The sequence below is a fragment of the Micromonospora sp. NPDC000663 genome (assembly GCF_042898105.1).
Lineage (GTDB): Bacteria > Actinomycetota > Actinomycetes > Mycobacteriales > Micromonosporaceae > Micromonospora.
This window is the reverse complement of the sequence record NZ_JBIAYR010000001.1, coordinates 1720168-1743596: the sequence shown is the minus strand read 5'-3', so window position 1 is coordinate 1743596 and position 23429 is coordinate 1720168. Positions and strand designations below refer to the sequence as shown.

The following is a 23429-nucleotide window of genomic DNA, read 5'->3' as shown; positions in this document are numbered from 1 at the left end:
ATCCAGCGCCGCATGTACACGGTTGCGCAGCTGGTGGGCGGGGTGTGGGGTGCGGGCGGCGACGGCGGTGAGCTGGTCGTGCACGACCCGGCGGACGGTTCGCCGGTCAGCACGGCGCCGGTGGCCACCGACGACGAGGTCGGCAAGGCGGCACAGGCGGCGCGCGGCGCGGCGGACCAGTGGGCGGCGACCGCGCCGGCCGCGCGGGCGGCGGCGCTGCACCGGGCCGCGGACGCGGTGGCGGCGGCCACCGACGAGCTGGCGGCGGCGGTCACGGCGGAGATGGGCAAACCCCTGGCGGACGCCCGCGGCGGCGTCGAGGCGGGCATCGGCACCCTGCGACAGTACGCGGAGCTGGCCCCGCTGCGCGGCGGGCGGACGCTCAACGGCGCGCAGGACGCGCTTGACTTCATGACCCCGCAGCCGCGCGGCGTGGTGGCCGCGATCACCCCGTGGAACGACCCGGTGGCGGTCTCCTGCGGGCTGCTCGGCGCGGCCCTGGTCACCGGCAACGTGGTGCTCTACAAGCCCAGCGAGCGGACGCCGGCGACGGGTTGGCTGCTGGCGCGGGCGCTGGACGAGGCGCTGCCGGCCGGGGTGCTGTCGCTGCTCACCGGCGGGCCGCAGGTCGGTGCGGCGCTGGCCGCCCAGGAGGTCGACGTGGTGGCGCATGTGGGTTCCACGGCGACCGGGCGGGCCATCGCCGCGGCGGCGGCCCGCACCGGCGCGAAGGTGCTGCTGGAGAACGGTGGCAGCGACCCGCTCGTCGTCGACGCGGGCGTGGACCCGCAGTGGGCGGCGGAGCAGGCGGCGCTCGGCGCGTTCGCCAACGCCGGGCAGATCTGCGTCGCCGTGGAGCGGATCTACGTGCACCGGGACGTGGCCGAGGATTTCGTGGCGGCGCTGGTACGACGGGCGGGCGCGCTGCGGACCGGGCCGGGGCGGGACCCGGACACCGAACTCGGTCCGCTTGTCGACAGGCGGCACCGGGATCACGTGCACGGGCAGGTCGCGGCGGCCGTGGCGGCGGGTGCGCGGGTCCGCGTCGGTGGTGAGGTGCCGGACGGGCCGGGGGCGTTCTACCCGGCCACTGTGGTCACCGACTGCCGGCACGACATGCCGGTGGTGCGGGAGGAGACGTTCGGGCCGGTCGCCCCTGTGGTGGTCGTCGACTCGTACGAGGAGGCGCTGCGCTGTGCGGCGGACTCCCCGTACGGGCTGACCGCCACTGTGCTCACCGCCTCGATGACCCACGCGCAGCGGGCGTGGCGGGAGTTGCCGGTGGGGACGGTGAAGGTCAACTCGGTGTTCGGCGGGGCACCGGGCGGCGCCGCGCATCCGCGCCGCGCCAGCGGGCAGGGCTTCGGCTACGGCCCGGAGCTGCTCGACGAGTTCACCGCGACGAAGGCGGTACACATCGAGGCGCCGGCCGGCGGGCACTGGTGACGAGGCACGGGCGGACGCGACAGCGCCGCGCCCGCCCGTGCGTACCGTCGTGGGTGGTCAGTCGCCGCGGGCCTTGCGGGTGGCGCGGTCGTTCGCCTTCTCGATGGCCTTGACCAGCTCCGGCTTGGTCATGCTCGACCGGCCGGGTACGTCCAGCTTGCGGGCCACCGACATCAGGTGGTCCTTGGTGGCGTTGGCGTCCACTCCGCCGGCCGTGGGCTCGCGGCGTTCCGGGCCACCACCGGCCGCCTGGGCGTCGCTCGGGCCCTTGCGGCCCTTGGGCTCCCAGTGGTCGCCCACCTTCTCGAACTCGTGCTTCACCGCCGCGAAGGCGGTGCGGTGCGACCGCTCCCCCTCGCCGTAGGTCTCCACCGCCGAGTCGTGCGTCTTCTCCCAGGTGCGCTGCGCCTTGTCCGGGGAGCGTCGCAGCGTGCTGGGCATGTCCTCGCGCCCGGGCATCTCGTCCTCCTCCGTGTCGGTCAGATTCCCCTGTCGTTCCCGGGGCGCCCGCGGGCAAACCCCCTGGCGGGTTTGTCGATTTCCCGGCGCGGGTACCGGCCGGGCCAGGCCCGACCGGACGACCGGTCGTCCGGCGGCCGGGGGCGCACATGGGAGCGGGCATGACGACCACTGAGCCGGGTACGGCGCTCGACGGCACCTCCGGCGCACGGCTGCCCCGGCGGGTGCGTCAGCTGAACTGGCGGACCTGGCGTGGCGTGCTGGTCCGCAGCGTGCGGAACTTCGTCACCGACAACTGCTCGGACTGGGCCGCCGCGTTGACGTACTACGGCGTCCTGGCGCTCTTCCCGTCCGCCATCGTGGTGGTGGCCCTGGTCGGCCTGGTGTCCTCCGGTGAGCAGACCGTGGACACGGTTGTCGACCTCGCCAACCAGGTGGGCGCCGGGTCGGTGCTGACCGACGACGAGGGTGGCGTGGTCGGGGTGATCCGGTCGGTGGTGCTCGAACAGAGCAACCCCAAGCTGCTGTTGAGTTTCGGTCTGCTCGGCGCGCTGTGGTCGGCGTCGGGCTTCATCGGGGCGTTCACCCGGGCCTCCAACGCCATCTACGGGGTGACCGAGGGCCGGGCGGTGTGGAAGCTGCGGCCGTTGCAGATCGGCCTGGCCGCGATCACGCTTGTGCTCCTCGCGGTGGTCGCCCTGGGGCTGATCGTCAGCGGCCCGGTCACCGACGCGGTCGGCGACCTGGTCAACGCCGGTGGCCTGGCCCGCACGATGTGGAGCGTGGCGAAGTGGCCGGTCCTCGCCATGATCATGATGGTGCTGCTGTCGCTGCTGTTCTGGATCGCACCGAACGTACGCCAGCCCCGGTTCCGCTGGCTCACCCCGGGCGGCGCGGTGGCGCTCGTCTCCTGGGCGCTCGTCTCCTTCGGCTTCGGTTTGTACGTCGCCAACTTCGCCTCGTACGACGCCACCTACGGCAGCCTGGGCGCGGCCATCGCGTTCCTCGTCTGGCTCTACCTGTCGAACTCGGCGCTGATGCTGGGCGTGCAGATCAACGCCGAGGTGCAGCGCGGGCGGCAGTTGCAGGCCGGCGACCCGGACCCGGAGGAACCGGTGCTGCCGCCCCGCAAGCCCGCCGACGACTGAGCCGCCAAGGCCCCGGATGTCCGGTCCGGGGGCCGGTTCGTGGTCGGGTGCCGGTTTACCGGCCCCGGGGTCGGGTAGCGCAGAAGGCATGGAGCGTGGCAACAGCAAGCACGGACCGAGGATCGACGAGCAGATGAGCCAGGAGGTCAGCGGCCTCGTACAGGGGCCGGGGACCGGTGGCTCTCGGGTCGACGAGTTCCGGGTACCGGAGCCGGCCGGCGAGGACCAGCCGGAGGCGACCACCGCCCCGGCCGGCGAGACACGCACCGGCGCCCCCAAGGGGATGAGTTCCGAGGATGTCGAGCAGCGCAGCCGGCTCGGCCGGTTCATCACGCTCAGCGCCCTGCCCGGCGACCGGGAGACGCTGGTTGCCAACGCCCGGGACAACGACGCGCCCGACGACATCGTCGCGGCGCTGGAGCGGCTGCCCGAGGGCACCCGGTACCAGACGGTCTCCGAGGTGTGGGCCGCGCTCGGCAACAAGAACGAGACCACCCGTTGGTGACCGGGTCGCCCCCCGATCCGGGCCATCACCGACGGCCGAAGGAGGTTCCCAGATGAGTGGCGTTACCGAACACGTCGACGTTGCCGTACCCGTCCGTACCGCCTACGACCAGTGGACGCAGTTCGAGGAGTTCCCCCAGTTCATGGAGGGTGTGCAGGAGGTCCGTCAGCTCTCCGACACGCTTACCCACTGGACTGTGGACATCGCCGGGGTGAAGCGGGAGTTCGACGCCGAGATCACCGAGCAGCTGCCCGACGAGCGGGTGGCCTGGCGTTCCACGGGCGGTACGCAGCAGGCGGGTGTGGTGACCTTCCACCGCCTGGACGAGGACAAGACGAGGGTCACCCTCCAGCTCGAGTTCGAGCCGCACGGGGTGGTCGAGCAGGCCGGCGACAAGCTCGGCATCGTCGACCGGCGGGCCAAGGGCGACCTGGAGCGGTTCAAGACCTTCATCGAGCGGCGCGGTCAGGAGACCGGCGCCTGGCGCGGGTCGGTGGACCGCCCGCAGCCGTGATTTCCAGTACCACCCACGCGATGGCCGCCGGAGTTCCGGCGGCCATCGCCGTGTCCGAGCCCGCCCCCGCGGCGCCGTTTGCGATCTTCGCGCCCGGGTACGGCTGAGGGCATGACCGACGACAACAGGGTGTGGCGGGACGAGGAACGGCTCCCACTGGAGGAGTTGGAACGCGCCGTGGCGGGCTCCAGCCTCGACGGGCAGGCCGACGACGTGACAGGCAACGACGCCGGTGAGGAGGCCGCGTTCGGGCACGGGCCGGCTGCGGTGGACCGCGCCGGGCAGGCCCGGGGCGCCGGCCGGGAGCCGACCGACCCGGAGCGCGCCTACCGTCCCTCCACCACCGGCCGCACCGGACCGGACAACGGCTGAGCCGACTCGGGCCCGGGGCGTCCGACCGGCCGGCGGGGCCGGCGGGCGCCCAGCTCGTACAGCACGAACAGCGCCACCGCGAGCACCACCAGGGCCGGCCCGAGGACCTGCACCGACAGGGCGTCGATCAGGACGCCGAGCCCACCGGGTACGAGCGCCGCACCGAGCCCGGCGGCGCCGATCTGGAGACCGATGGCGCGGTCCGCGTGGGCCGCGCCGACCCGGTCGGCGGTGGTGAGGGTGAGCAGCGGGAACACCGGCGCGGCCGCGAAGCCGACCACGACGAGGCCGACGACGGCAAGCGCTGCCGACCCGGGTACGGCGATCAGCGCCGCCCCGACGACCATCCCGGCCAGGCTGGCGCGCAGCACGAGCCGGGTGCCGAGCCGCTCGGCCACCACGCCCTGCACCACCCGGCCCACGAAGAGACTCCCCCAGTACGCGGACACGCAGCCTCCGGCGACGGCAGCGCTGAGCCCGCGCCCCTCGGTGAGCAGCAGGAACGCCCACAGCCCGGCGGACACCTCGATCGCCACGTACAGCGCGAAGCCGACAGTCCCCGACCAGACCGCCGGCAGCCGCAGCGTGGCGCGTACCGGCACGAGGACCGCAGGTGTGGTCGGTGCCGGCGCGGCACCCGGATCGGTGGGGGCGCGGTGCCAGGCGCGCACGGTGAGCGCGAACGCGGTAGCGAGGGCGAGCTGGGCGGCGGCCACGATGCCGTACCCCCAGCGCCACGCCAACCCGGCGCTCAGGGCACCGGTCATGATCAGCGGTCCGATCGCCACACCCAGGCCGAAGAAGGCGTGCATCCAGTTCATGTGTCGGGGGCCGAACGCTCCTGCAGCGTACGCGTTGAGCCCGGAGTCGATCGCGCCGGAGCCCAGCCCGAGCAGCAGCGCGCAGCCGACGATGACGGCGAGCCCCGGGCTCACCGTGTAGCCGGTGAGCGCCAGGCTGGCCAGCAGGGTGCTGCCGGCGAGCAGCGCGCCCACGCCGACCCGGGCGAGCGTGAACCCGGCCAGCACGCTGGAGGTCAGGTAGCCGACGGTGCCGGCGGTGAGCAGCAGCCCGACCGCCTTGGTCGGCACGTCGAAGTCAGCCCGGATCGAGGGCCAGCCGACGCCGAGCAGGCCGTCGGGCAGGCCGAGACTGACGAACGCGAGGTAGGCCAGCAGCAGCAGTGAGGCGCGGGGCGCGGGCGGAGTGGACACGGGACAGCATCCTGCCGCAGGCGCACCTTACCGTCATCGCCGGACACGGGCCTCCCGCGACAAGAAGTGGTGTCCGGACGGTCGAGAAAACGGACAGCTCATCCAGAATCGGCCGATCGGAGGACGGCAAGCCGGCTGGTTCGCGTAAGAATTTCGGAATGCATCAAGGCTCCGGAATCCTCTCCCCGCGTCAGCGCCGGCTCGCCTGGCTCGGCTTCCTGCTCGCCGCGCTCCAGGCGCCGGTCTCGGCCCGACTCGTCTCCGACGACTCCTGGCTGTTCAGCCTCTGCGTCGCGCTGATGGTGGCCACCGTGATCATCGCCGACGACGCGGCACGCCGTCGGCCCACAGGCGCGACAGGCGACTAACCGCCGCTGGCGGGCCGGGCCTCGTGCCCCGGCCTGCCCGGGCTGCGGCGGCGCTCCTTCATCTCGGCCTCGTAGAGGTGCCGCCGCCCACCCACCAACTCGTCCCGGGCCCGCCGGTCCAGCTCCCGGAACAGCGCGTGGTAACCGTCGTCGAAGTCCTCGACGATCTGGAACGTCCACCGCCCGGCGATGACGTTGCGGCCCACCAGCTCGGTGGCGATCCGGTCGGCGAGCTGCGGGTGCCCGGCCGCGCGGAACTGCTCCACCGCGTCGTCGAGCATCAGGTCGGCGTGCCCGATCAGCTGGTGCAGCGAGTACAGGTGCCCCCGGGCCCTCTCCACGCACTCAAGCGCCTCGCTGAGCTTGCCCAGGGCGGCGACCGTCTCGTCGCTCACCCCGTCCGGTCGGCGGTGCCGCTCGTCCGGCCCGTCCGCTCGCTGTCCCATCGGTGCCTCCGTGCTCTGGTGTGTGCCGTGGTTCTCCTGCTGCCCCGTCTGTGCCGGATCAACCCTCGCGGCCAGCCCGGGTCGTCCGGTGGCGGTGCCGACACCCGCCGAGCGGCCGAGGCCGGGCCGCTCACCTGTCGGTTAGCCTCGGTCACCATGCGTGTGCCGTTCACCCGGGTCGCCTCCCGTACCGCCGTCGACTCGGCGCGGTCCACCCTGGCCGCCCTCACCGTCTCCGTGGGCACCGTCGGGCTCGCTGCCGCCGCCACCCGCCCCGGGCTGCTCGCCCTGGTCGACCAGCACGCCGCGGCCGTACGGGACAGCCTCGACGGCGACCGGCAGCCCCTGACGGCGGCGTCCCTCGCCGGCTACGCCGAGGGCCTGCGCGAAGCGGCCCTGGAGCACGGGTGGACCCCGCCACACGGCCCGGTGGACTGGAGCGAACCGGAGTGGCCGCTCGCCCGACTGCTCGCCGTCTGCGCGCTGGCCCGTTCACTCGACGGGGCCTGAGCCGCGCGGAAGAGGGTGCCCACGCGGACGCGCGAACACCCTCTTCCCGGTACGACCCGGCCGCTACGGGCGGTACTGCCGGGCCTCGTCGACCCGGGGCATGGCCTGGGTGCGGTCGCCACCTCGGTCGGCCATCTGCCGCTCCATGTCGCTACGCCCGGCCGCCGTGGCCTGACGCTGCTGCTGCACCGCCCGCGCCTCCCGCGCGGCCCGGTCCAGCCAGCCGTCCCAGCGCTTCTGCATCGGCTTCACCAGACCACCGCCGACACCGACGATCAGGATGCCGGCCACCGTGGCGAGCACCGCGATCAGCACCGGAGTGGTAACCGTGGTGGCGATGCCCACCTGGTTCAGCGCGGCGATCACGCCGAGGGCGATGATGAAGATCGCCGTCAGGTCGGCCAGGACCTTGCCGTACGAGAGCCCGCCCAGCGCCCCGGCGACCAGATCCCGGACGGCGTTGGCGATCGCGGCAGCCACCACCACGATGACGATCGCGATGAAGGCCCGCGGCAGCCAGGCCACCACGCCGCTGATCAGGTCACTGATCGCGTTGGGACCCCAGACTCCGAACGCGAACTGCAGCGTGAACAGCAGTACCGCGTAGTACGCCAGTCTGGCCAGAATGTCGCTGGCGTCGTACTTCGTTCTCTCCAGGGCCCGTTTGATGCCTCCGCGTTCGACCGCTTCGTCGAAGCGCACCCGTTCTAGCACCGTATCCACGATCTTGAGGACGGCTCTGGCGATGAGCCAGCCGACCACGAGGATGACGATGAAGGCCACTGCCTTCGGGATGAAGAGCAGCACCGACCTCCAGGTGTCGGCGATGGCATCGCCGATGTCGGCCTGCCGGACCGCGAGGGTTTTCAGCATGACGTCCCTCCTGTCGCATGGACTGCGCCGGGCGCATACCCGGCCGGCGGTGCGGCAGTCCGCGCGGCTCGCGGAGTTTTTTCCGACAAGCCGGCGGAGAAGGGCCCTGAACTGGCCGAACAGTCACCACGGCGGCACCCACGACGACCCGCCGCCATGATCGGATGTCGTTTTCGCGGGGCCGGATAGGCTGCGGACATGCCAGGAACGGTCGGGCGAGTCCCCACGCCAGCAACTCCGGGCCCCGGCGCATCCACCGGGGCGGGGGCGGACGCCGGCGTGCTCGCCCACGACTGGGCCAGCACCCCGCTGGGCCCGCCCGAGGCGTGGGACCCGTCGGTCCGGGCCGTGATCGAGTTGATCCTCGCCTCGCCGATGCCGATGGCACTGGCGTACGGCGACGATCTCGTGCTGCTCTACAACGCCGGGTACGCCGAGCTGCTGGGCAGCAGACACCCCGACGCCCTGGGCCGCCCGGCCGCCGAGGTGTACGCGGAGGTCTGGGCGCTGCCCGGCGTCGGTGAGGTGATCGAGCGGACCTACCGGCAGGGCGTGTCGTTCCTGGAGAAGGAGTCGACTGTCCCCCTGGTGCGCGAGCACGCCGCAGTGGCGGAGCAGGCGGTCTTCACCCGGGGTTACTCGCCGGTGCGCGACAGCGCCGGACGGATCGTCGGCATGTTGACGGTGGCCGCCGAGACCACCCACGTCACCGAGCAGTTGCAGAGCCTCAGCGAGGTGGCCGCCGCGCTCGCCGGCACGCTCACCCTCGACGACGTGGCCCGGGTGGCGTTGCGGCACACGATAAACGCCTTCGACGCCGACCAGGTGGCGTTCGCGGTGGACGAGGGCGGCGGTGGTTGGCGGACGGTGCGCAGGGTGCGCGGTGAGCTGATGGACGAGGCCGACGAGCGCCTCCCGCCGCTGTGGCGGCGCGTACCGGCGGACTGGTCGGCCCCCGTGGTGCGGGTGGCGCGGGCCGGTGACCCCTCGTTCCTGCGGGACGGGCAGCCGCTGCGCGAGACCGCTGTCGACCGCCACGATCAGAAGATCCGGTCGATGGCGGCCCTGCCGCTGGGCACCTCGGTGGTGCGCGGCGGGTTGGCGGTCGGCTTCCAGGCGACACACGCCTGGTCGGCCGCCGAGCGGGCGTTGCTCGCCGCGTCCTGCGAGCTGATCGGCCAGGCGGCGGAGCGGGCGCGTCGCTTCGAGACCCAGCACGGCACCGCCCAGTTGCTGCAACGCAGCATGTTGCCGGCGCACCTGCCGGACCTGCCCCGGCTGCGGATCGCGGCCCGCTACGACCCGGGGGTGGACGGCAACGCCGCGGGCGGGGACTTCTACGACGCGTTCCTGCTGCCCACCGGCGACCTCGGCGTGGTGCTCGGCGACGTGGCCGGGCACGACGTGCAGGCGGCGGCGCGGATGGGACAGGTCCGCGCGGCCCTGCGGGCGCTGGCCCTGGCCGACCCGGCCCCGGACGCGGTGCTGGCCGGACTGGACCGGCTGGTGACCAGCCTCGGCGCGGAGGCCGGCACCGACGAACTGTTCGTCACAGTGGTGTTCGGGGTCGTCGACGCGGACCGCCGGCAGGTCACCCTCGCCAGCGCCGGTCATCCGGCCCCGCTGATCCGCCGCAGCGACCCGGACGGCCGTTCCCGCGCCGAGTACGTGGACCTGCCGGCCGGCCCTCCGCTGGGGCTCGGCGGTCGGCCGGTCACCGCCACCGTGCCGCTCCGTCCCGGCGACACCCTGTTGCTCTTCAGCGACGGTGTGGTGGAGCGCCGTCGGCAGAGTCTCACCGCCGGGCTGGACTCCCTCGTCGACGCCGTCGCGAAGGCCGCCAGCAGCGATCCGCGCGCGCTGTGCGCGGTGGCCACCGCCGCCGTGCCCGGTGGCACCGAGGACGACGTGGCAGTCCTCGCGGTCGAGCACGCGCTCAAGCCGAGCCGTTCGGCGAGCATGGAGGTGCCGGCGGAGCCGACCGCGCCGAGTCGGGTACGGCACTGGATGACCGGCCAGCTCACCGAGTGGCAGGTGCCCGAGTCGGTGATCGGCGCGGCGGTGCTCTGCACGAGCGAGTTGACCACCAACGCCCTCCTGCACGCCGGCACCGCCGCCCGGGTGGAGATCGACCTCAGCCCGGAGCGGCTGCTGGTCTCGGTCGCCGACACCGGTACCCGGGGCACCGTGACCCGTACCCGCACCGACACGTTGAGCAGTCGGGGCCGTGGCCTCGGGCTGATCGAGCAGCTCAGCGACGCCTGGGGCACCGATCCGACGGTCCGCGGCTCCACGGTGTGGTTCGAGATCCTCGTTCCGGCCGTGGAGCGCCGCTGACGGAGCGGGCGCCCGCACGAATCAGCCGACCGCCCAGCGGGTAGGGGGATGCGCATGGCCACTGACCGACCCGCGGGCGTCCTTTTCGACGTCGACGGCACCCTCGTCGACACCACCTACCTGCACACCGTGTCCTGGTGGGAGGCTCTGCGCCAGACCGACCAGCCGGTGCCGATGGCGACGGTGCACCGGTCGATAGGGATGGGCGCGGACAAGCTCCTCGACCATCTGCTCGGCCCGGAGCGGGACCGCGACGCCGACCAGAAGCTGCGCGACGCGCACGACACCCTGTACGCCGAGTACTGGGAACGCCTCACCCCGCTGCCCCGGGCGGCTGACCTGCTGCGCGCCTGCGCCGAGCGGGGCCTGCGGGTGGTGCTGGCGACAAGCGCGTCGGAGCACGAGGTCGGCGCGCTACGCCGAGCGCTGGGCGCCGACGACGTCGTGGACACCGTCACCTCCTCGGCCGACGCGGAGCAGAGCAAGCCGGCCCCGGACATCCTGGTGGCCGCGCTGGAGCAGTCCGGGCTGGACGCCGAGCGGGTGGTCTTCGTCGGCGACTCGGTGTGGGACGTCGCGGCGGCCGGCAAGCTCGACATCCCGTGTGTGGGCCTGACCTGCGGCGGCACCAGCCGCGGCGAGTTGGCCGGCGCCGGGGCGGTGGCGGTGTACGACGACCCGGCTGCCCTGCTCGCCGAGCTGTCCACCTCTCCCCTGACCCGGGCGAGGTGAAGTCCACTCGGGTTGGTCGGGCCGCGTACGCATAGCCGGAGTTCCGCCGGGGCATGGTCACCACCTGCCCGCAACCAGTGGGCGCGGGCGGAAGGTGGCATGGTGGAGCCGGTAGACGTGGCGTTCGCTCTGGTGGGCCTGGGTGCTCTGCTCGCAGGGATCCTGCCCCGGGTGCTGGAGCATCGTCCACTGTCCATGCCCATCGCCTTTCTGGGCCTCGGCATGCTTGTCTTCCTGCTGCCGGTGGGTCTGCCCACACCGGACCCGCTGGCCCATCCGGCGCTGGCCACCCACCTCACCGAGATCGGGGTGATCGTCGCCCTGATGGGCGCCGGGCTCAAGATCGACCGCCCGTTGAGCTGGGCCCGCTGGTCGTCGACCTGGCGGCTGCTGGCCATCGCGATGCCACTGTGCATCGCGGCAGTCGCGTTGCTCGGCTGGTGGTGGGCGGGCCTGGTTCCGGCGGCGGCGCTGCTGCTGGGCGCTGCGCTGGCCCCGACCGACCCGGTGCTCGCCGCCGACGTGCAGGTCGGCGAACCGACCGATGTCGAGGACTCCGAGGACGAGGTCCGCTTCGCACTGACCTCCGAGGCCGGCCTCAACGACGGGTTGGCGTTCCCGTTCGTCTACGCGGCGATCGCCATCGCCTCGACGAGTCTCGCCCCGGGCGACTGGCTGGCGAAGTGGTTCACGGTGGACGTGCTGTGGAAGGTGTCCGTCGGTGTCGGCGGCGGCCTGCTCATCGGCTGGCTGCTCGGCAAGCTCTTCTTCCGGGCGCCCAGCAAGCTGCGGCTGGCCCGGCACGCCGAGGGTTTCCTCGCGTTGGCCGCCACCTTCCTGGCGTACGGCCTGGTGGAGGTGGCCGGCGGGTACGGCTTCCTCGCGGTGTTCGTGGCTGCCCGGGCGATCCGGGCGGCGGAGCGGACCCACGAGTTCCACGCGGTGCTGCACGACTTCGCCGAACAGATCGAACGACTGCTGACGCTTGTGCTGCTGCTCCTGCTCGGCGGCGCGATCGTGGGCGGGCTGCTCGCCCCGTTGACCTGGCAGGCGGCCACGGTCGGGTTGGCGCTGGTGTTCCTGATCCGGCCGCTGACGGGCTGGCTGTCGCTGCGCGGGGCTCCGGGACGTCCCGCCGAGCACTGGGTGATCTCGTCGTTCGGCATCCGCGGGGTGGGCTCGTTCTACTACCTCGCGTACGCCACCACGAAGGCCGACTTTCCGCAGGCGGAACTGCTGTGGGCCACGGTCGGGCTGGTGGTGCTCGTGTCGGTGGTGGTGCACGGCATCGCGGCGACCCCGGTCATGCAGCTGCTGGACCGCGAGGGCGAACGGACGTCCGATCCCGCCGAACGGGACTCCTCCGCCCAGCCCGTCGCTGCCGCCGGACACGGCTGAGCGGGCGACGACCCCCTCAGGCGAGGCGGGCGGCCAGCGCCCGGCCGAGGTCCCGTCCGGAGCGCCAGGCGGTCTGCACCCGGGGCTTGCCGAAGGCGTCACCGGCCAGGCCGATCCCGTCGGCGTCCAGGTGGAAGGTCTGGCCGCCGGTACCGCCGGTCGGGGCCGCGTAGGTCCACCTGTGCACGTGCACGTCGGTGGCCTGCTCGGGCAGCCCCAGCAGGTCCCGTACGGCCTGCGCGATCGCCGGCCCGGCCCCGGTGGGCTGGGCGAGGTGACCGCTGGCGAACGCGGGCACCGTGTGCGCGACAAGCACCGGCGCGTCGTCGCCGCGCCGGTCGCCGTCGTCGCAGACGAGGCTGAGCACCGGGTGGTCGTTGACGAACGCGCCGCCGAAGTCGGGCCAGCGGCGGCTCGGGAAGCGCAGCACGGCGGCGAGCGCCGGTGACCAGCTTTGCGCCTGCACGGCCCGGGTGGCGTCGGCGAGGGCCGGGGCGAGCAGCAGCGCCGCCTGCGGGCCGGGCATGGCCAGGACGACCGCCGCGCACGGCTCGCCGTCCACGACCGGCCCGGGATCGACGCCGAGCACCAGCCGGTCGACTGTCACCGGCAGCGGGGCGGCCAGGTCCTCGACGAGCGAGCGGAGCCCGCGCGGCGCGGCGAAGCGCATCGGCCCGGGCACGTCGTGGCGCCCCTGCCTGTCGTACGCCTGGAAGGTGTCGGTCCACTCCCGGACCAGACCGGCGGAGCGCCACCGCTCGACGACGACTGCGAAGTCCGGGTCGCTGACGGTGAAGTACGCGGCACCGATGTCGGCGGGGCGCCCGGCGAAGCGTTTGCTGGCCATCCGGCCGCCGCAGACGTGCCCCCGCTCGCGCAGCCGCACCGGCACGCCCGCACGTGTCAGCTCCACCGCGCAGGCCACTCCGGCGATGCCCGCTCCCACGACCGTCACGCTCATCGGCTGATCGTAGGCGGCGGGTGGGCATGAACCACCGATGATCGGGGTACTGGCACACCTGTTCGAAGAAAGGGTGATGACCGATGACGGACCGCAGCAACGAACAGGCCGACCCGCGCGGCGCGATCAAGGACCCGGACGAGTGGGTGACCGGCGACGAGCCGCCGACCGCGGCGCAGGAGTCCTACCTGAAGACGCTCGCCCGGGAGGCCGACGAGGATCTTCCGGACGACCTCACCAAGGCCGAGGCGTCCAAGCGGATCGACGACCTCCAGGCCGAGACCGGCCGGGGCCGGTAGCTCCTCCCCCACCCCGGCGATCGTGCGCCCACTGTCGCGCCGGACCGGCCGACAGGGCACGGAACGGCAGCGAGCGCACGGTCGCCGGGGTGTGTCAGGGGCGGGGCAGGCGGTGCAGGCGCACGCCGGTCAGGCGGCCGTCGGTGATCTCGGCTTCCAGGTAGGTGGCGTGCGGCTGGGAGCGGCGGTCGGTGGGTGAGCCGGGGTTGAGCAGGCGCAGGCCGCCAGGCGCCTCGGTGTCCCAGGGGATGTGCGAGTGCCCGAACACGAGCAGGTCGACGTCGGGGTAACGCGCCGCGCACCGCTGTTCGCGTCCGGTCCGGGGCCCGGTCTCGTGCACCACGGCGACCCGCAGGCCGTCGAGGTCCACCCGGGCGACCTCGGGCAGCCGGGCGCGCAGCGCCGGGCCGTCGTTGTTTCCGTACACGCCGATCAGCCGCCGGGACCGCGCGAGCATCGCGTCGAGCAGCGCCTCGTCGACCCAGTCACCGGCGTGCACCACCACGTCCGCCGCCTCGATCGCCGTCCACAGCGGCTCGGGCAGGTCCCGGGCCCGCTTGGGTACGTGGGTGTCCGCCGTGAGCACCAGCCGCATGCGGACATTGTCCCCCGCGTCCCGGCCGCCCGCCCGGCGACGCGGGCGATCCCGCGAGGGCACTGGTCACTGACGCACTGGGCTGAAGTGCGCCGGGGGCATGCCGAGCCCCCGCGCCACCGGGTCCCGCTCGACGTCGGTCAGCACACCGGCGGCGTTGATCAGACCGATGTGCGAGAACGCCTGGGGAAAGTTGCCCAGCTGCTCCCCGGTCAGCACGTCGATCTGCTCGGCGAACAGGCCGAGGTCGTTGACCCGCCCCGCCAACACACCGAACAGCTCGTGTGCCCGGTCCCGCTCGCCGGCCAGCGCCAGGCAGCACACCAGCCAGAACGAGCAGATGAGGAACCCGGCCGGGTCGCCGTCCCAGCGCCGCAGCAGCCCGTCGTGCGACAGCCCCTGCTCGACGACGCGGATCGTCGAACGCATCCGTGGGTCGTCGGCCCGCAGGAAACCCACCAACGGCATCACCAGCACCGACGCGTCCAGTTCGTCGGACTCGAAACTCCCGGTGAACGACTGGAGCCGCTCGCTCCACCCCCACTCTAGGATCTCCGCGCGCACCTCGTCGCGGGCGGCCGCCCAGCGGGCCACGTCCTGCGGCCCGCCGAGCCGGTCACCGAAGCGGACCGCCCGGTCCAGGGCCACCCAGCACTGCACCTTCGAGGACACGTGGTGGTGTTGCACGCCGCGCTCCTCCCACATCCCCGCGTCGGGCAGCATCCAGACCCGTACGGCCTGGTCGGCGAGCACCCGCAGGACGTGCCGCACCTGCGGGTCCAGCGGCTCCAGCTTGTCGCGCATCAACCAGGCGGCGTCCATCGCCTCGCCGAAGATGTCGGTCTGCCGCTGCTGCCAGGCGTTGTTGCCGATCATCACCGGCGGGCTGTCGCGGTAGCCGCCGAGCTGCTCCAGGCGGTGCTCGGTGAGGTCCCGCTCGCCGAGCACCCCGTACATGATGGGCACCGGCTCGTCGTCGACCCGGCCCATCGCCCGACCCAACCAGGCGAACTGCCGCTGCACCTCCTCGACGCACGCCGACCGCCACAGCGCCCGCAGCGTGAGACTGAAGTCGCGTACCCAGACGTAGCGGTAGTCGTAGTTGCGCTCCCCACCGACCTCCTCCGGCAGCGAGGTGGTCACCGAGGCCACCACCGCCCCGCTCGGCCCGTACGTCATGCCCTGCACCACGGGTCGGCTGCGCCGCACCTGCTCCGGGTAGAGGCCCTGGTAGTCGTGCTGCTCGGCCCAGGACCGCCAGCCGGCGACGGTGTCGGCGATGGTCTCGTCCGCGTCCGGCACCTCGGGCAGGGGCGAGTCGTAGGTCGGGGCGTACCCGAGGGAGAAGTTGCGCGTCTCACCGGCGCGGACGGTGAACGACGCGGTGGCCTCGCCGTCGCCGCTGCTCAACCGCACGTCGCTGCGCAGCGTGAGCCGGGCGGCCCCGGCGATGGCCTCCAGCATGTCGTCCCGCTCGACCAGGTACGCGATGGCGCGCCCGTACTCGAAGCGGGGCCGGTAGAGCACCCGCATCGGCACCGCGCCGGACAGCCCTCGCAGACTGCGGACCAGGACCTGCGGCGAGTGCACTCCGATCTCGTGACCGCGCGCGCCGGGCTCGAAGGCCAGCGCGTCGGTGAGCGCGACCTCCCCCTGCGCGGTACGGAACACGGTGCGCAGCACAAGCGTGTCGTCGAGGTAGCGGCGCTGCACGGTGAAGTCGACGGCCGGCTGGATCGCCCAGTGCCCGGCACCGTCGTCGAGCAGTCGACCGAACACCGACGGGGCGTCGAACCGGCCCGGGCACCACCAGTTGATCGAGCCCGAGGAGTCCACGAGCGCCGCGCTGCGGCCGTCGGCGAGGAACCCGTAGTCGCTGATCTGTCCGCTCTCCACCCGACTGCCTACCCGAGTGGTCCGCGCGCATTCCCCGGGCGCGACGGCAGTCGGCCGGGCGGTGGGCGTTACCGCTCGGCATCGGCGGGAACCCGGGACGCTGACCGAGGGAGGATGCTCATGACGTCAGCTTCGGGTCCGGCCGCCAACTGGCGGCCCGGCGCACAGGGTGGCGACCTGCTTCCAACCGGAGCGGCCGGCCGCCTGGCGACACCGGCAGGTGACGGGAACGGTCCGCAGACCGGCCCGCCGACCGTCACGATCGGCTCGTATCCGGACTATCCGTCCGCGCAGCGGGTGGTGGACCATCTCGCCGACAACCGCTTCCCGGTGGAGCACAGTGCCATCATCGGCACCAACCTCACCCTTGTGGAGACGGTGCTGGGGCGGATGACAACCGGACGGGCGGCTCTGCTCGGCGCCGGCACCGGCGCCTGGTTCGGGCTGTTCATCGGCCTGTTGTTCGGCATCTTCACGGTCGGCAACTGGCTGGCGGTGATCCTCGTCGGTCTGGTCATCGGTGCGATCTGGGGCGCCGTGTTCGGCGCTGTCACGCATGCGATGACGGGTGGGCGACGGGACTTCACCTCCGCCAGTTCGCTACGTGCCGGCCAGTACGCGGTGACCGTCGACGCGCAGCTCGCGGACCAGGCCCGGCAGTTGCTGGGTCGGATGGGGATGGGCAACCGCCCCGCCAACGCCTGAGTGGTCACGGTCCGACCGGCCGTCCCGGCTCCACGCCGGGGCGGCCGTCAGCCGTGGTACGCCAGTTCGCCGGCCCGCAGTGGCACGTCGACGCGGTTCTCCGGCGGCGCGAGCGGGCAGGCCCAGCGGTCGTCGTACGCGCAGCTCGGGTTGTAGAGGTAGTTGGCGTCGAGGCGGACCCGGTCACCGGGCAGCAGCTGGACGCCCCGGCCGAAGGTGCCCTTCACGGTGTCGGTGAGGTAGCGCCCACCGCCGTAGGTCTCGGGGCCGCACGTGGCGTCGCGCAGCGGCACGAACAGTCCACCCCCGTACGCCTCGATCCACCAGAGGGTCAGCGGCCCCCACGGTGTCTCGGCCACCGCGATGCGGCGGTACGCGACGACGCCGTCCGGCCCGCCGGTGTCGACCCGCAGCTCTCCGCTGGCCGGTCGCAGCGGCGCCTCGACCACGGCATCGGGGTTGGGCGGGTAGTAGCGCACTCCGGAGAACCCCTGACGCTCCGCGGCCGGGATCGGGCTCTGCCGGTGGGTGGCGAAGAGGTCGTCGCGGCCGGCACGGAAGCCGGCCAGGTCGACGTCGGAGAGGTAGAGCCGGGCCACCCGCTCGCGCCAGTCGGCCAGTTCCAGATCGTCCACGCCCCGAGCCTATGCCGGCCAGTTGCTCAGGACGGCGTCCAGGGCGTCCAGGGCCCGCGCCCAGGAGTCGTCGGTGCTGCGCGGGGTGTGCCGGAATCCCCCGGTCTTCTCCAGGCTCACGAATCCGTGGAAGGTGCTGTGCATCATCCGTACCGCGTCGGTCTGGTCCGGCTCTGCCAGGCGGTACCCGCGCAGGATGGCCCGGGTCATCTCCGCGTGCCGGACGCCGGCGCTGGCGGCCGCCGTCTCGGGGTCGAGGTCGATCTGCATGGCGGCGTACCGGCCCGGGTGTTCCATCGCGTAGGCGCGGTACGCGTTGGCGAAGGCCACCAGGGCGTCCTTGCCGGCGCGGCCGGCAAGCGCCGAGGCCACCCGGTCGGCCAGTTCGGAGAGCGCCAGCAGGGCCACCCGCACCCGCAGGTCGTGTGCGTTACGGATGTGGAAGTACAGGCTCGCGTCCTTGACGCCGAACTGGCGGGCGAGCGCGGCGACAGTGACGTTCTCCATGCCGATCTCGTCGGCCAGCTCCGCCGCGGCCAGGGTCAGCCGCTCGGCGGTCACCCCCGCACGTGCCATCCGCCACACTCCTCTAGTTTTTTGCCTAGGGCGACTAGGCTAGACCCTATGTTAGTCCCAACCGAGTCTGCCATCCGCGCCTCCTTCGTCAACACGACCCAGGGCGAGGCGAAGCGACTGGCCGTACCCAACGATCTCGAGTTCCGCCCCTGGCACGACCTCGACTTCCTCGGCTGGCGGGACCTGTCCGCACCGCAGCGGGCCTACCTCGTCACCGAGGCCGACAACGGACTGGTCGGCGTGGCGTTGCGCGTCGCGCCCCAGCAGACCGGGCGGGTCCGGCGCAGCATGTGCTCGCTCTGCCTGACCACGCACACAGGTGACGGCGTCTCGCTGATGACCGCCCGCAGGGCCGGACCCGACGGGCGGCAGGGCAACTCCGTGGGCGCGTACATCTGCTCCGACCTGGCCTGCTCGCTCTATCTGCGGGGCAAGAAGCACGCCGGGCCCCGCGTCTACGAGACCCTGACCGTGCCGGAGAAGATCGAGCGGACGAGGAGTCACCTCAACGCGTTCCTGCGCAGGATCACCGAGTGACGGTTCGCTGATCAGCGGTCGGTGGCCAGGCGGGCGTGCAGGTGCTCGTCGTAGCGGCGCCCGTCGCCGTACTGGTACGACTCGCGCAGCGTGCCCTCGGCGGCGTAGCCGGCCCGGTCGGCGACCCGGCAGGACGCCGGGTTGGCCACCGCGTGACACAACTCCACGCGGTGCAGCCGCAGGTCGGTGAACGCCCACTCGGTGAGCCGGACGACGGCGCGGACCGCCACCCCGCGTCCGCGCGCCGACGGCATCGTCCAGTACCCGATCGACGCGTCGCCGTGGTGGATGTGGTGCAGGGACACCGAGCCCAGCAGGTCACCGCCGTCCGCCGCGGTGACCGCCAGGGAGGCGTGGTCACCGGCGGACCAGTCGGCCCGGCGACGCACCCAGAGCAGCGCGTACTCGTCGTCGACCGGGCCGGCGGACTGCGGGTTCCACTGGGCGATGGCCGGGTCGCGCAGGGCGCCACGGACGGCGGGGGCGTCCGCGTCGCGCCAGGGGCGCAGCAGCAGGTCGGCGACGGCGAGTTCCACGTGTTCCACGGGGGCGGAGTCTGGCACATGGCCGGACCGGCCCGCCGCCCGATTTCCGTCCACGTCCTTCAAACCTGCACGACTTTCTCCCGCCGAGCGCTCCCTGTGACCCAGACGACGGCCAGAATCGGTATTTAAATTTTGAAAGAGTGCTACGGTCGGAGGCATGACAGAGAGCCTGGACAGCACCCGAGAGGCGGCCTGGCGCGCCTACATCGAGGCCAGCCAGCGTCTCTACACACAGTTGGAAGAGGACCTACGTGTCGACAGCGGCCTGAGCTTCGCCGACTACCACGTGCTTGTCGTGCTCTCCGAGGCGCCTGGCCAACGGCTGCGCATGGGCGAGCTGGCCAGCCGACTGATCTTCTCGCCGAGCCGACTGACGTACCAGATCACCTCCATGCAGCGTCGCGGCCTGGTCAGCAAGGAGCCCTGCCCGGACGACCGACGCGGCAACGAGGCGGTCCTCACCGCCGCCGGGCTGCTCACCCTGTCCGAGGCCGCACCCCACCATCTGGCGTCGGTGCGTACCCACCTGATGGACGACCTCGACGACGACGAGGTCGCCTGCCTCACCCGGGTCTTCGGCCGGCTCGGCGACCGCCTGCGGGCGGCCTGCCCCGCGCCGACCACAGACGCCACCAGTTAGGAGCCCCGCGATGCCCGCCATCACCGTCGACAACGTCCTCGTCCTGCCCCGCCTCCCGCGCCTCGACGAGACCACCAGATTCCGCCCGGTGCGCACGGTCACCACGGCCCCCACCGGGTTCGAGGGCGAGGGCTTCCCCGTCCGCCGGGCCTTCGCCGGGGTCTCGACAGCCGACCTGGACCCGTTCATCCACCTCGACCAGATGGGCGAGGTGGACTACGCGCCGGGCGAGCCCAAGGGCACCCCGTGGCACCCGCACCGCGGCTTCGAGACCGTGACGTACATCATCGACGGCGTCTTCGACCACCAGGACTCGCAGGGCGGCGGCGGCACTATCACCGACGGGGACACCCAGTGGATGACGGCCGGCAGTGGCCTGCTCCATATCGAGGCCCCGCCGGAGCACCTGGTGACGAGCGGTGGCCTGTTCCACGGCACCCAGCTCTGGGTCAACCTGCCCCGCTCGGCCAAGATGAACCCGCCCCGCTACCAGGACATCCGGGGTCGGGAGTCGGCGCTGCTCACCACCGGGGACGGCGGCGCGCTGATCCGGGTCATCGCCGGTGAGATCGCCGGGCACCGCGGTCCGGGGTCGACCTTCACCCCGATCACCATCACCCACGTCACCGTCCAGCCGGGCGCACAGGTCGACCTGCCCTGGCAGCCGGAGTTCAACGCCCTGGTCTACGTGCTCGGCGGCCGTGGCACCGTCGGCACGGACCGTCGGCCGGTGCGGACCGGTCAGCTCGCGGTGCACGGCGCGGGCGACGCGCTGCGGTTCAGCGCGGACACCGCGCAGGACAGCAACACCCCGGCGCTGGACCTCTACATCATGGGCGGCCAGCCGATCCGGGAACCCGTGGCGCAGTACGGCCCGTTCGTGATGAACACCCGGGACGAGCTGCTCCAGGCGTTCGAGGACTTCAGGGCCGGTCGGCTCGGCGTGATCCCGACCGGGCGGCTGCCGCACACCGGCGGCCAGGGCGCCCGGCCCTGACCCTCGCGACCGGCTGAGACCGGCGCCGGCGCCCCCTGTGTCACCGGGGCGCCGGCGCCGCCTCAGGAGACCGCGAATATCCCAGCGACACCGAGAATCACCATCACCAACACCGCTACCAGCGCACCCCGTTCGCTCTCCACCGCCGGCTCGCGGTACTCGGTCACGGGATTCGTCGTCTCGCGGGGCATAGTGCGGCCTCCTCGTTGGTGTCACATCGTCGTCGATGGCGTTGGCCAGGTCACCGGTGCGCCCGGCCGGGGTGCGAACCCGCGCCGCGGGTCCTACCGTGAGAACGTTGTCGACCTCCGGGGGGCTGGACGGTGCCGTTGCAGGACTGGTTCCTCACCGCGCGGGAACGGGCCAACCCGGTCTCTGGGTTACCCGTCTGGACCAGCGGAAACCTCGCCGAGCCGTTGATTCACGGCGCGGCGTACTTCGACCGGCTGGTCGACGAGGTGCAGGCGCTCACCGCGGGCGACCACCTGTTCTTCACGGACTGGCGGGGCGACCCGGATCAGCGGCTGCGACCGGACGGCCCGACCGTCGCCCAACTCTTCGCCCAGGCCGCGCAGCGGGGCGTGGTGGTCAAGGGGCTGATCTGGCGCTCCCACCTCGACGTGCTCGCCTACAGCGAGGCGGAGAACCGCAACCTCAGCGAGGCCGTCTCCGCGGCCGGCGGCGAGGTGCTGCTCGACCAGCGGGTCCGCCGCGGCGGCTCGCACCACCAGAAGCTCGTGGTGCTGCGGCACCCGAACGCCCCGGAGCGGGACATCGCGTTCGCCGGCGGGATCGACCTGTGCCACAGCCGCCGCGACGACGCCGCCCACCACGGCGACCCGCAGCCGGTGCAGATGTCGCCCCGGTACGGCCCCCACCCGCCCTGGCACGACCTGCAGCTCGCGGTACGCGGCCCGGTGGTCGGCGCCCTGGACACCGTGTTCCGGGAACGCTGGACCGACCCGATGCCACTGGACTCGGAGAACCCGATGGCGTACCTGCGGGACCGGCTGCGCGGCGCCGACCTCACGCCCGACCCGCTGCCCGAGCAGCCGGCCGACCCGCCCGCCTGCGGGCCGCACCACATCCAGGTGCTGCGGACCTATCCCGCCGTCCGGCCCCGCTACTCGTTCGCGCCGGACGGCGAACGGACCGTCGCCCGGGGCTACACCAAGGCGGTCCACCGGGCACGCCGGCTCATCTACCTGGAGGACCAGTACCTCTGGTCGACTGAGGTCGCGGACCTGTTCGCGCGGGCGCTCCGGGACAACCCCGAGCTGCACCTGGTGGCCGTCGTACCCCGGCACCCGGACGTGGACGGCCGGCTGGCGCTGCCGCCGAACATGGTCGGCCGGGAGCAGGCGCTGTCGCTGTGCGAGCGGGCCGCACCGGACCGGGTGCACGTCTTCGACGTGGAGAACCACGCCGGCGACCCGGTCTACGTGCACGCCAAGGTCTGCGTGATCGACGACGTCTGGGCCAGCGTCGGCAGCGACAACTTCAACCGCCGGTCCTGGACGCACGACAGTGAGCTGTCCTGCGCAGTGCTCGACGACACCCGCGACGAGCGGGAGCCCACCGACCCGGCCGGGCGGGGCGACGGGGCGCGGGTCTTCGCCCGGGACCTGCGACTGCGGCTCTGGCGCGAGCACCTGGACCGCGACCCGGACGGCCGGGACGACGCCGACCTGCTCGACCCCGCCGACGCCGTCGCGGCGATCACGGCCGCCGCCGACGCCCTGCAACAGTGGTACGACGACGGCCAGGTGGGTGAACGCCCACCCGGGCGGCTGCGCCCGCACCGACCCGAGCGGCTGCCGTGGTACACCCGCGCCTGGGCGCTGCCGGCGTACCGGTTGGTCTACGACCCGGACGGCAGGCCGCTGCGGGCCAGACTGGCGGGCACCTGGTGAACCGTCCGGGCCAGCTCCGGCATGCCGGTCGAGCCGGGATGCACGGTCAGCCCTCCGGGGTACGCGAACGAGGAGCGCGGGGAGAAGTAGCCGAAGCCGATGGTCAGCGGGTTGTCCGGTCGTAGCGCGTACAGCGGGTGCCCGGGCTGGAGGAACTCCACCGACTCGATCTCGAACGGCGCGACCGGCTCAGCCACGAACGGGTAGACCGAGCTGAGGAGCTGACCGTCGCGCCTGGTGAAGTAGCGGTGGTGCCCGCTGCTGATCACATGCCCGGTCTCCCCCACCCGGCAGCGGGCCCGGACCAGCGGCACACCGTCGATCTCGGTCTCGGAGCACAGGTCCTCGCCGTCGACCTCGATGTGGGTGCGACCGGCGAACGTCGGGGCGCCACGGGCGGCGGCGTACTCCCGCACGATTCGGGTGGAGGCCACGTAGTGGGTCCACCAGCCGCCCGGGTTGAGCCCTCCGGGCGCGTCCACGCCGGCCAGCGACACACCGAGGTACGTGAGCGAGTACGCGCCGAAACCGGAGGTCTGCGTCTCGTCGTCGACGACGTACTGGTTGAGGAACACCTGACGGTCGGCGCGGGGGCGCAGCCCCGCCGGGACCAGGGCGGCCACCGCGTCCGGATCCGCCGGCAGCCAGCTGAAGTAGAGCGTGCGACTGTTCACGACGAGCTGGGGAGCGGCTGGATCGAGCATGGTGCCTCCGAACCGGGTGTGTACAGGCGACGCTACGGCCGGTCCCAGCGGCGGGACAAGGACGGATAGGCGACACACCTGCCCCGTTGTCGGATTTCCTGTTG

At 72.8% G+C, this 23429-nt stretch carries 28 protein-coding genes; 16 read left to right on the top strand and 12 right to left on the bottom strand.

What is annotated here, in order from left to right; all coding sequences use genetic code 11:
- Positions 1-12 precede the first annotated feature (12 nt).
- Positions 13-1446 (top strand): aldehyde dehydrogenase family protein, encoded by a 1434-nt coding sequence (locus ACFY1S_RS08235; protein ID WP_387114016.1) that lies wholly within the window; start codon positions 13-15, stop codon positions 1444-1446.
- Between the two features lie 57 nt (positions 1447-1503).
- Here ACFY1S_RS08235 and ACFY1S_RS08230 read toward each other — a convergent pair whose 3' ends face one another.
- Positions 1504-1905: a ChaB family protein gene (locus ACFY1S_RS08230; protein WP_387114014.1), complete on the bottom strand. Its 402-nt coding sequence runs from the start codon at positions 1903-1905 to the stop codon at positions 1504-1506.
- Between the two features lie 161 nt (positions 1906-2066).
- Here ACFY1S_RS08230 and ACFY1S_RS08225 point away from each other — a divergent pair, with 161 nt between their 5' ends.
- From ACFY1S_RS08225 to ACFY1S_RS08210, 4 genes are all read left to right on the top strand, one after another.
- A complete protein-coding gene (locus tag ACFY1S_RS08225; protein ID WP_387114012.1) occupies positions 2067-3053 on the top strand; it encodes a YihY/virulence factor BrkB family protein in 987 nt (328 codons plus the stop codon).
- 88 nt (positions 3054-3141) lie between these two features.
- The gene (locus tag ACFY1S_RS08220) at positions 3142-3558 is read left to right on the top strand and encodes a DUF2795 domain-containing protein (protein WP_387114010.1); all 417 of its coding nucleotides are present in this window, start codon (positions 3142-3144) and stop codon (positions 3556-3558) included.
- A gap of 52 nt (positions 3559-3610) precedes the next feature.
- A complete protein-coding gene (locus ACFY1S_RS08215) occupies positions 3611-4072 on the top strand; it encodes an SRPBCC family protein (protein WP_179783145.1) in 462 nt (153 codons plus the stop codon).
- A 111-nt stretch (positions 4073-4183) separates the two neighbouring features.
- A complete protein-coding gene (locus ACFY1S_RS08210; protein ID WP_387114008.1) occupies positions 4184-4444 on the top strand; it encodes a hypothetical protein in 261 nt (86 codons plus the stop codon).
- On the opposite strand, the gene ACFY1S_RS08205 is transcribed toward ACFY1S_RS08210, so the two are convergent.
- On the bottom strand, positions 4399-5658 hold the full coding sequence (locus ACFY1S_RS08205; protein WP_387114006.1) for an MFS transporter: 1260 nt from the start codon (positions 5656-5658) through the stop codon (positions 4399-4401). The two genes, ACFY1S_RS08210 and ACFY1S_RS08205, sit on opposite strands and share 46 nt — an antisense overlap.
- Positions 5659-5816: 158 nt before the next feature.
- Between ACFY1S_RS08205 and ACFY1S_RS08200 the strand changes: the two genes are divergently transcribed.
- On the top strand, positions 5817-6026 hold the full coding sequence (locus ACFY1S_RS08200; RefSeq protein ID WP_387114004.1) for a hypothetical protein: 210 nt from the start codon (positions 5817-5819) through the stop codon (positions 6024-6026).
- Here the strand turns inward: ACFY1S_RS08200 and ACFY1S_RS08195 are convergent.
- Positions 6023-6472, bottom strand: coding sequence for a hypothetical protein (locus ACFY1S_RS08195; RefSeq protein ID WP_387114002.1), 450 nt, complete (start codon positions 6470-6472; stop codon positions 6023-6025). The genes ACFY1S_RS08200 and ACFY1S_RS08195 overlap by 4 nt on opposite strands.
- A 156-nt stretch (positions 6473-6628) precedes the next feature.
- Between ACFY1S_RS08195 and ACFY1S_RS08190 the strand changes: the two genes are divergently transcribed.
- Positions 6629-6982, top strand: a complete 354-nt coding sequence (locus tag ACFY1S_RS08190; protein ID WP_364371450.1) for a DUF6401 family natural product biosynthesis protein — start codon at positions 6629-6631, stop codon at positions 6980-6982.
- A gap of 63 nt (positions 6983-7045) precedes the next feature.
- Here ACFY1S_RS08190 and ACFY1S_RS08185 read toward each other — a convergent pair whose 3' ends face one another.
- Positions 7046-7855, bottom strand: coding sequence for a hypothetical protein (locus ACFY1S_RS08185; protein WP_387114000.1), 810 nt, complete (start codon positions 7853-7855; stop codon positions 7046-7048).
- Between the two features lie 198 nt (positions 7856-8053).
- On the opposite strand from ACFY1S_RS08185, the gene ACFY1S_RS08180 reads away from it, so the two are divergent.
- The 3 genes from ACFY1S_RS08180 (at position 8054) to ACFY1S_RS08170 (ending at position 12322) form a co-directional block, all read left to right on the top strand.
- Complete coding sequence (locus ACFY1S_RS08180; RefSeq protein WP_387113998.1) at positions 8054-10192, top strand: SpoIIE family protein phosphatase; 2139 nt, start codon at positions 8054-8056, stop codon at positions 10190-10192.
- 54 nt (positions 10193-10246) lie between these two features.
- Complete coding sequence (locus ACFY1S_RS08175) at positions 10247-10924, top strand: HAD family hydrolase (protein WP_387113996.1); 678 nt, start codon at positions 10247-10249, stop codon at positions 10922-10924.
- Positions 10925-11026: 102 nt separating this feature from the next.
- A complete protein-coding gene (locus tag ACFY1S_RS08170) occupies positions 11027-12322 on the top strand; it encodes a cation:proton antiporter (protein ID WP_387114394.1) in 1296 nt (431 codons plus the stop codon).
- Positions 12323-12338: 16 nt separating this feature from the next.
- Here the strand turns inward: ACFY1S_RS08170 and ACFY1S_RS08165 are convergent, their stop codons facing one another.
- Complete coding sequence (locus ACFY1S_RS08165; RefSeq protein ID WP_387114391.1) at positions 12339-13277, bottom strand: NAD(P)/FAD-dependent oxidoreductase; 939 nt, start codon at positions 13275-13277, stop codon at positions 12339-12341.
- An 89-nt stretch (positions 13278-13366) separates the two neighbouring features.
- Here ACFY1S_RS08165 and ACFY1S_RS08160 point away from each other — a divergent pair, with 89 nt between their 5' ends.
- Complete coding sequence (locus ACFY1S_RS08160) at positions 13367-13582, top strand: DUF3072 domain-containing protein (RefSeq protein WP_387113994.1); 216 nt, start codon at positions 13367-13369, stop codon at positions 13580-13582.
- Between the two features lie 94 nt (positions 13583-13676).
- Here ACFY1S_RS08160 and ACFY1S_RS08155 read toward each other — a convergent pair whose 3' ends face one another.
- Together ACFY1S_RS08155 and ACFY1S_RS08150 are read right to left on the bottom strand one after the other, a co-directional pair.
- Entirely contained in the window at positions 13677-14177 is a 501-nt protein-coding gene (locus ACFY1S_RS08155; protein ID WP_387113992.1) for a metallophosphoesterase family protein, read from the bottom strand.
- Positions 14178-14243: 66 nt separating this feature from the next.
- A complete protein-coding gene (locus ACFY1S_RS08150; protein ID WP_387113990.1) occupies positions 14244-16073 on the bottom strand; it encodes a glycoside hydrolase family 15 protein in 1830 nt (609 codons plus the stop codon).
- Between the two features lie 120 nt (positions 16074-16193).
- Between ACFY1S_RS08150 and ACFY1S_RS08145 the strand changes: the two genes are divergently transcribed.
- The gene (locus ACFY1S_RS08145) at positions 16194-16778 is read left to right on the top strand and encodes a general stress protein (protein WP_387113988.1); all 585 of its coding nucleotides are present in this window, start codon (positions 16194-16196) and stop codon (positions 16776-16778) included.
- A gap of 47 nt (positions 16779-16825) precedes the next feature.
- Here ACFY1S_RS08145 and ACFY1S_RS08140 read toward each other — a convergent pair whose 3' ends face one another.
- Positions 16826-17413, bottom strand: coding sequence for a DUF1684 domain-containing protein (locus tag ACFY1S_RS08140; RefSeq protein ID WP_387113986.1), 588 nt, complete (start codon positions 17411-17413; stop codon positions 16826-16828).
- A 9-nt stretch (positions 17414-17422) separates the two neighbouring features.
- Positions 17423-17989 (bottom strand): TetR/AcrR family transcriptional regulator, encoded by a 567-nt coding sequence (locus tag ACFY1S_RS08135; protein WP_387113984.1) that lies wholly within the window; start codon positions 17987-17989, stop codon positions 17423-17425.
- A 48-nt stretch (positions 17990-18037) separates the two neighbouring features.
- Here ACFY1S_RS08135 and ACFY1S_RS08130 point away from each other — a divergent pair, with 48 nt between their 5' ends.
- Entirely contained in the window at positions 18038-18526 is a 489-nt protein-coding gene (locus ACFY1S_RS08130; RefSeq protein ID WP_387113982.1) for an FBP domain-containing protein, read from the top strand.
- An 11-nt stretch (positions 18527-18537) separates the two neighbouring features.
- Here ACFY1S_RS08130 and ACFY1S_RS08125 read toward each other — a convergent pair whose 3' ends face one another.
- Positions 18538-19071, bottom strand: a complete 534-nt coding sequence (locus tag ACFY1S_RS08125; protein ID WP_387113980.1) for a GNAT family N-acetyltransferase — start codon at positions 19069-19071, stop codon at positions 18538-18540.
- A 157-nt stretch (positions 19072-19228) separates the two neighbouring features.
- Between ACFY1S_RS08125 and ACFY1S_RS08120 the strand changes: the two genes are divergently transcribed.
- Positions 19229-19711, top strand: coding sequence for a MarR family winged helix-turn-helix transcriptional regulator (locus ACFY1S_RS08120; RefSeq protein ID WP_387113978.1), 483 nt, complete (start codon positions 19229-19231; stop codon positions 19709-19711).
- Between the two features lie 10 nt (positions 19712-19721).
- Positions 19722-20708, top strand: coding sequence for a pirin family protein (locus ACFY1S_RS08115; protein WP_387113976.1), 987 nt, complete (start codon positions 19722-19724; stop codon positions 20706-20708).
- 62 nt (positions 20709-20770) lie between these two features.
- On the opposite strand, the gene ACFY1S_RS08110 is transcribed toward ACFY1S_RS08115, so the two are convergent.
- A complete protein-coding gene (locus tag ACFY1S_RS08110; protein WP_255421212.1) occupies positions 20771-20899 on the bottom strand; it encodes a hypothetical protein in 129 nt (42 codons plus the stop codon).
- Between the two features lie 132 nt (positions 20900-21031).
- Here ACFY1S_RS08110 and ACFY1S_RS08105 point away from each other — a divergent pair, with 132 nt between their 5' ends.
- Complete coding sequence (locus ACFY1S_RS08105; RefSeq protein ID WP_387113974.1) at positions 21032-22621, top strand: phospholipase D family protein; 1590 nt, start codon at positions 21032-21034, stop codon at positions 22619-22621.
- Here the strand turns inward: ACFY1S_RS08105 and ACFY1S_RS08100 are convergent.
- Complete coding sequence (locus ACFY1S_RS08100) at positions 22570-23325, bottom strand: hypothetical protein (RefSeq protein WP_387113972.1); 756 nt, start codon at positions 23323-23325, stop codon at positions 22570-22572. The genes ACFY1S_RS08105 and ACFY1S_RS08100 overlap by 52 nt on opposite strands.
- Positions 23326-23429: the final 104 nt, after the last annotated feature.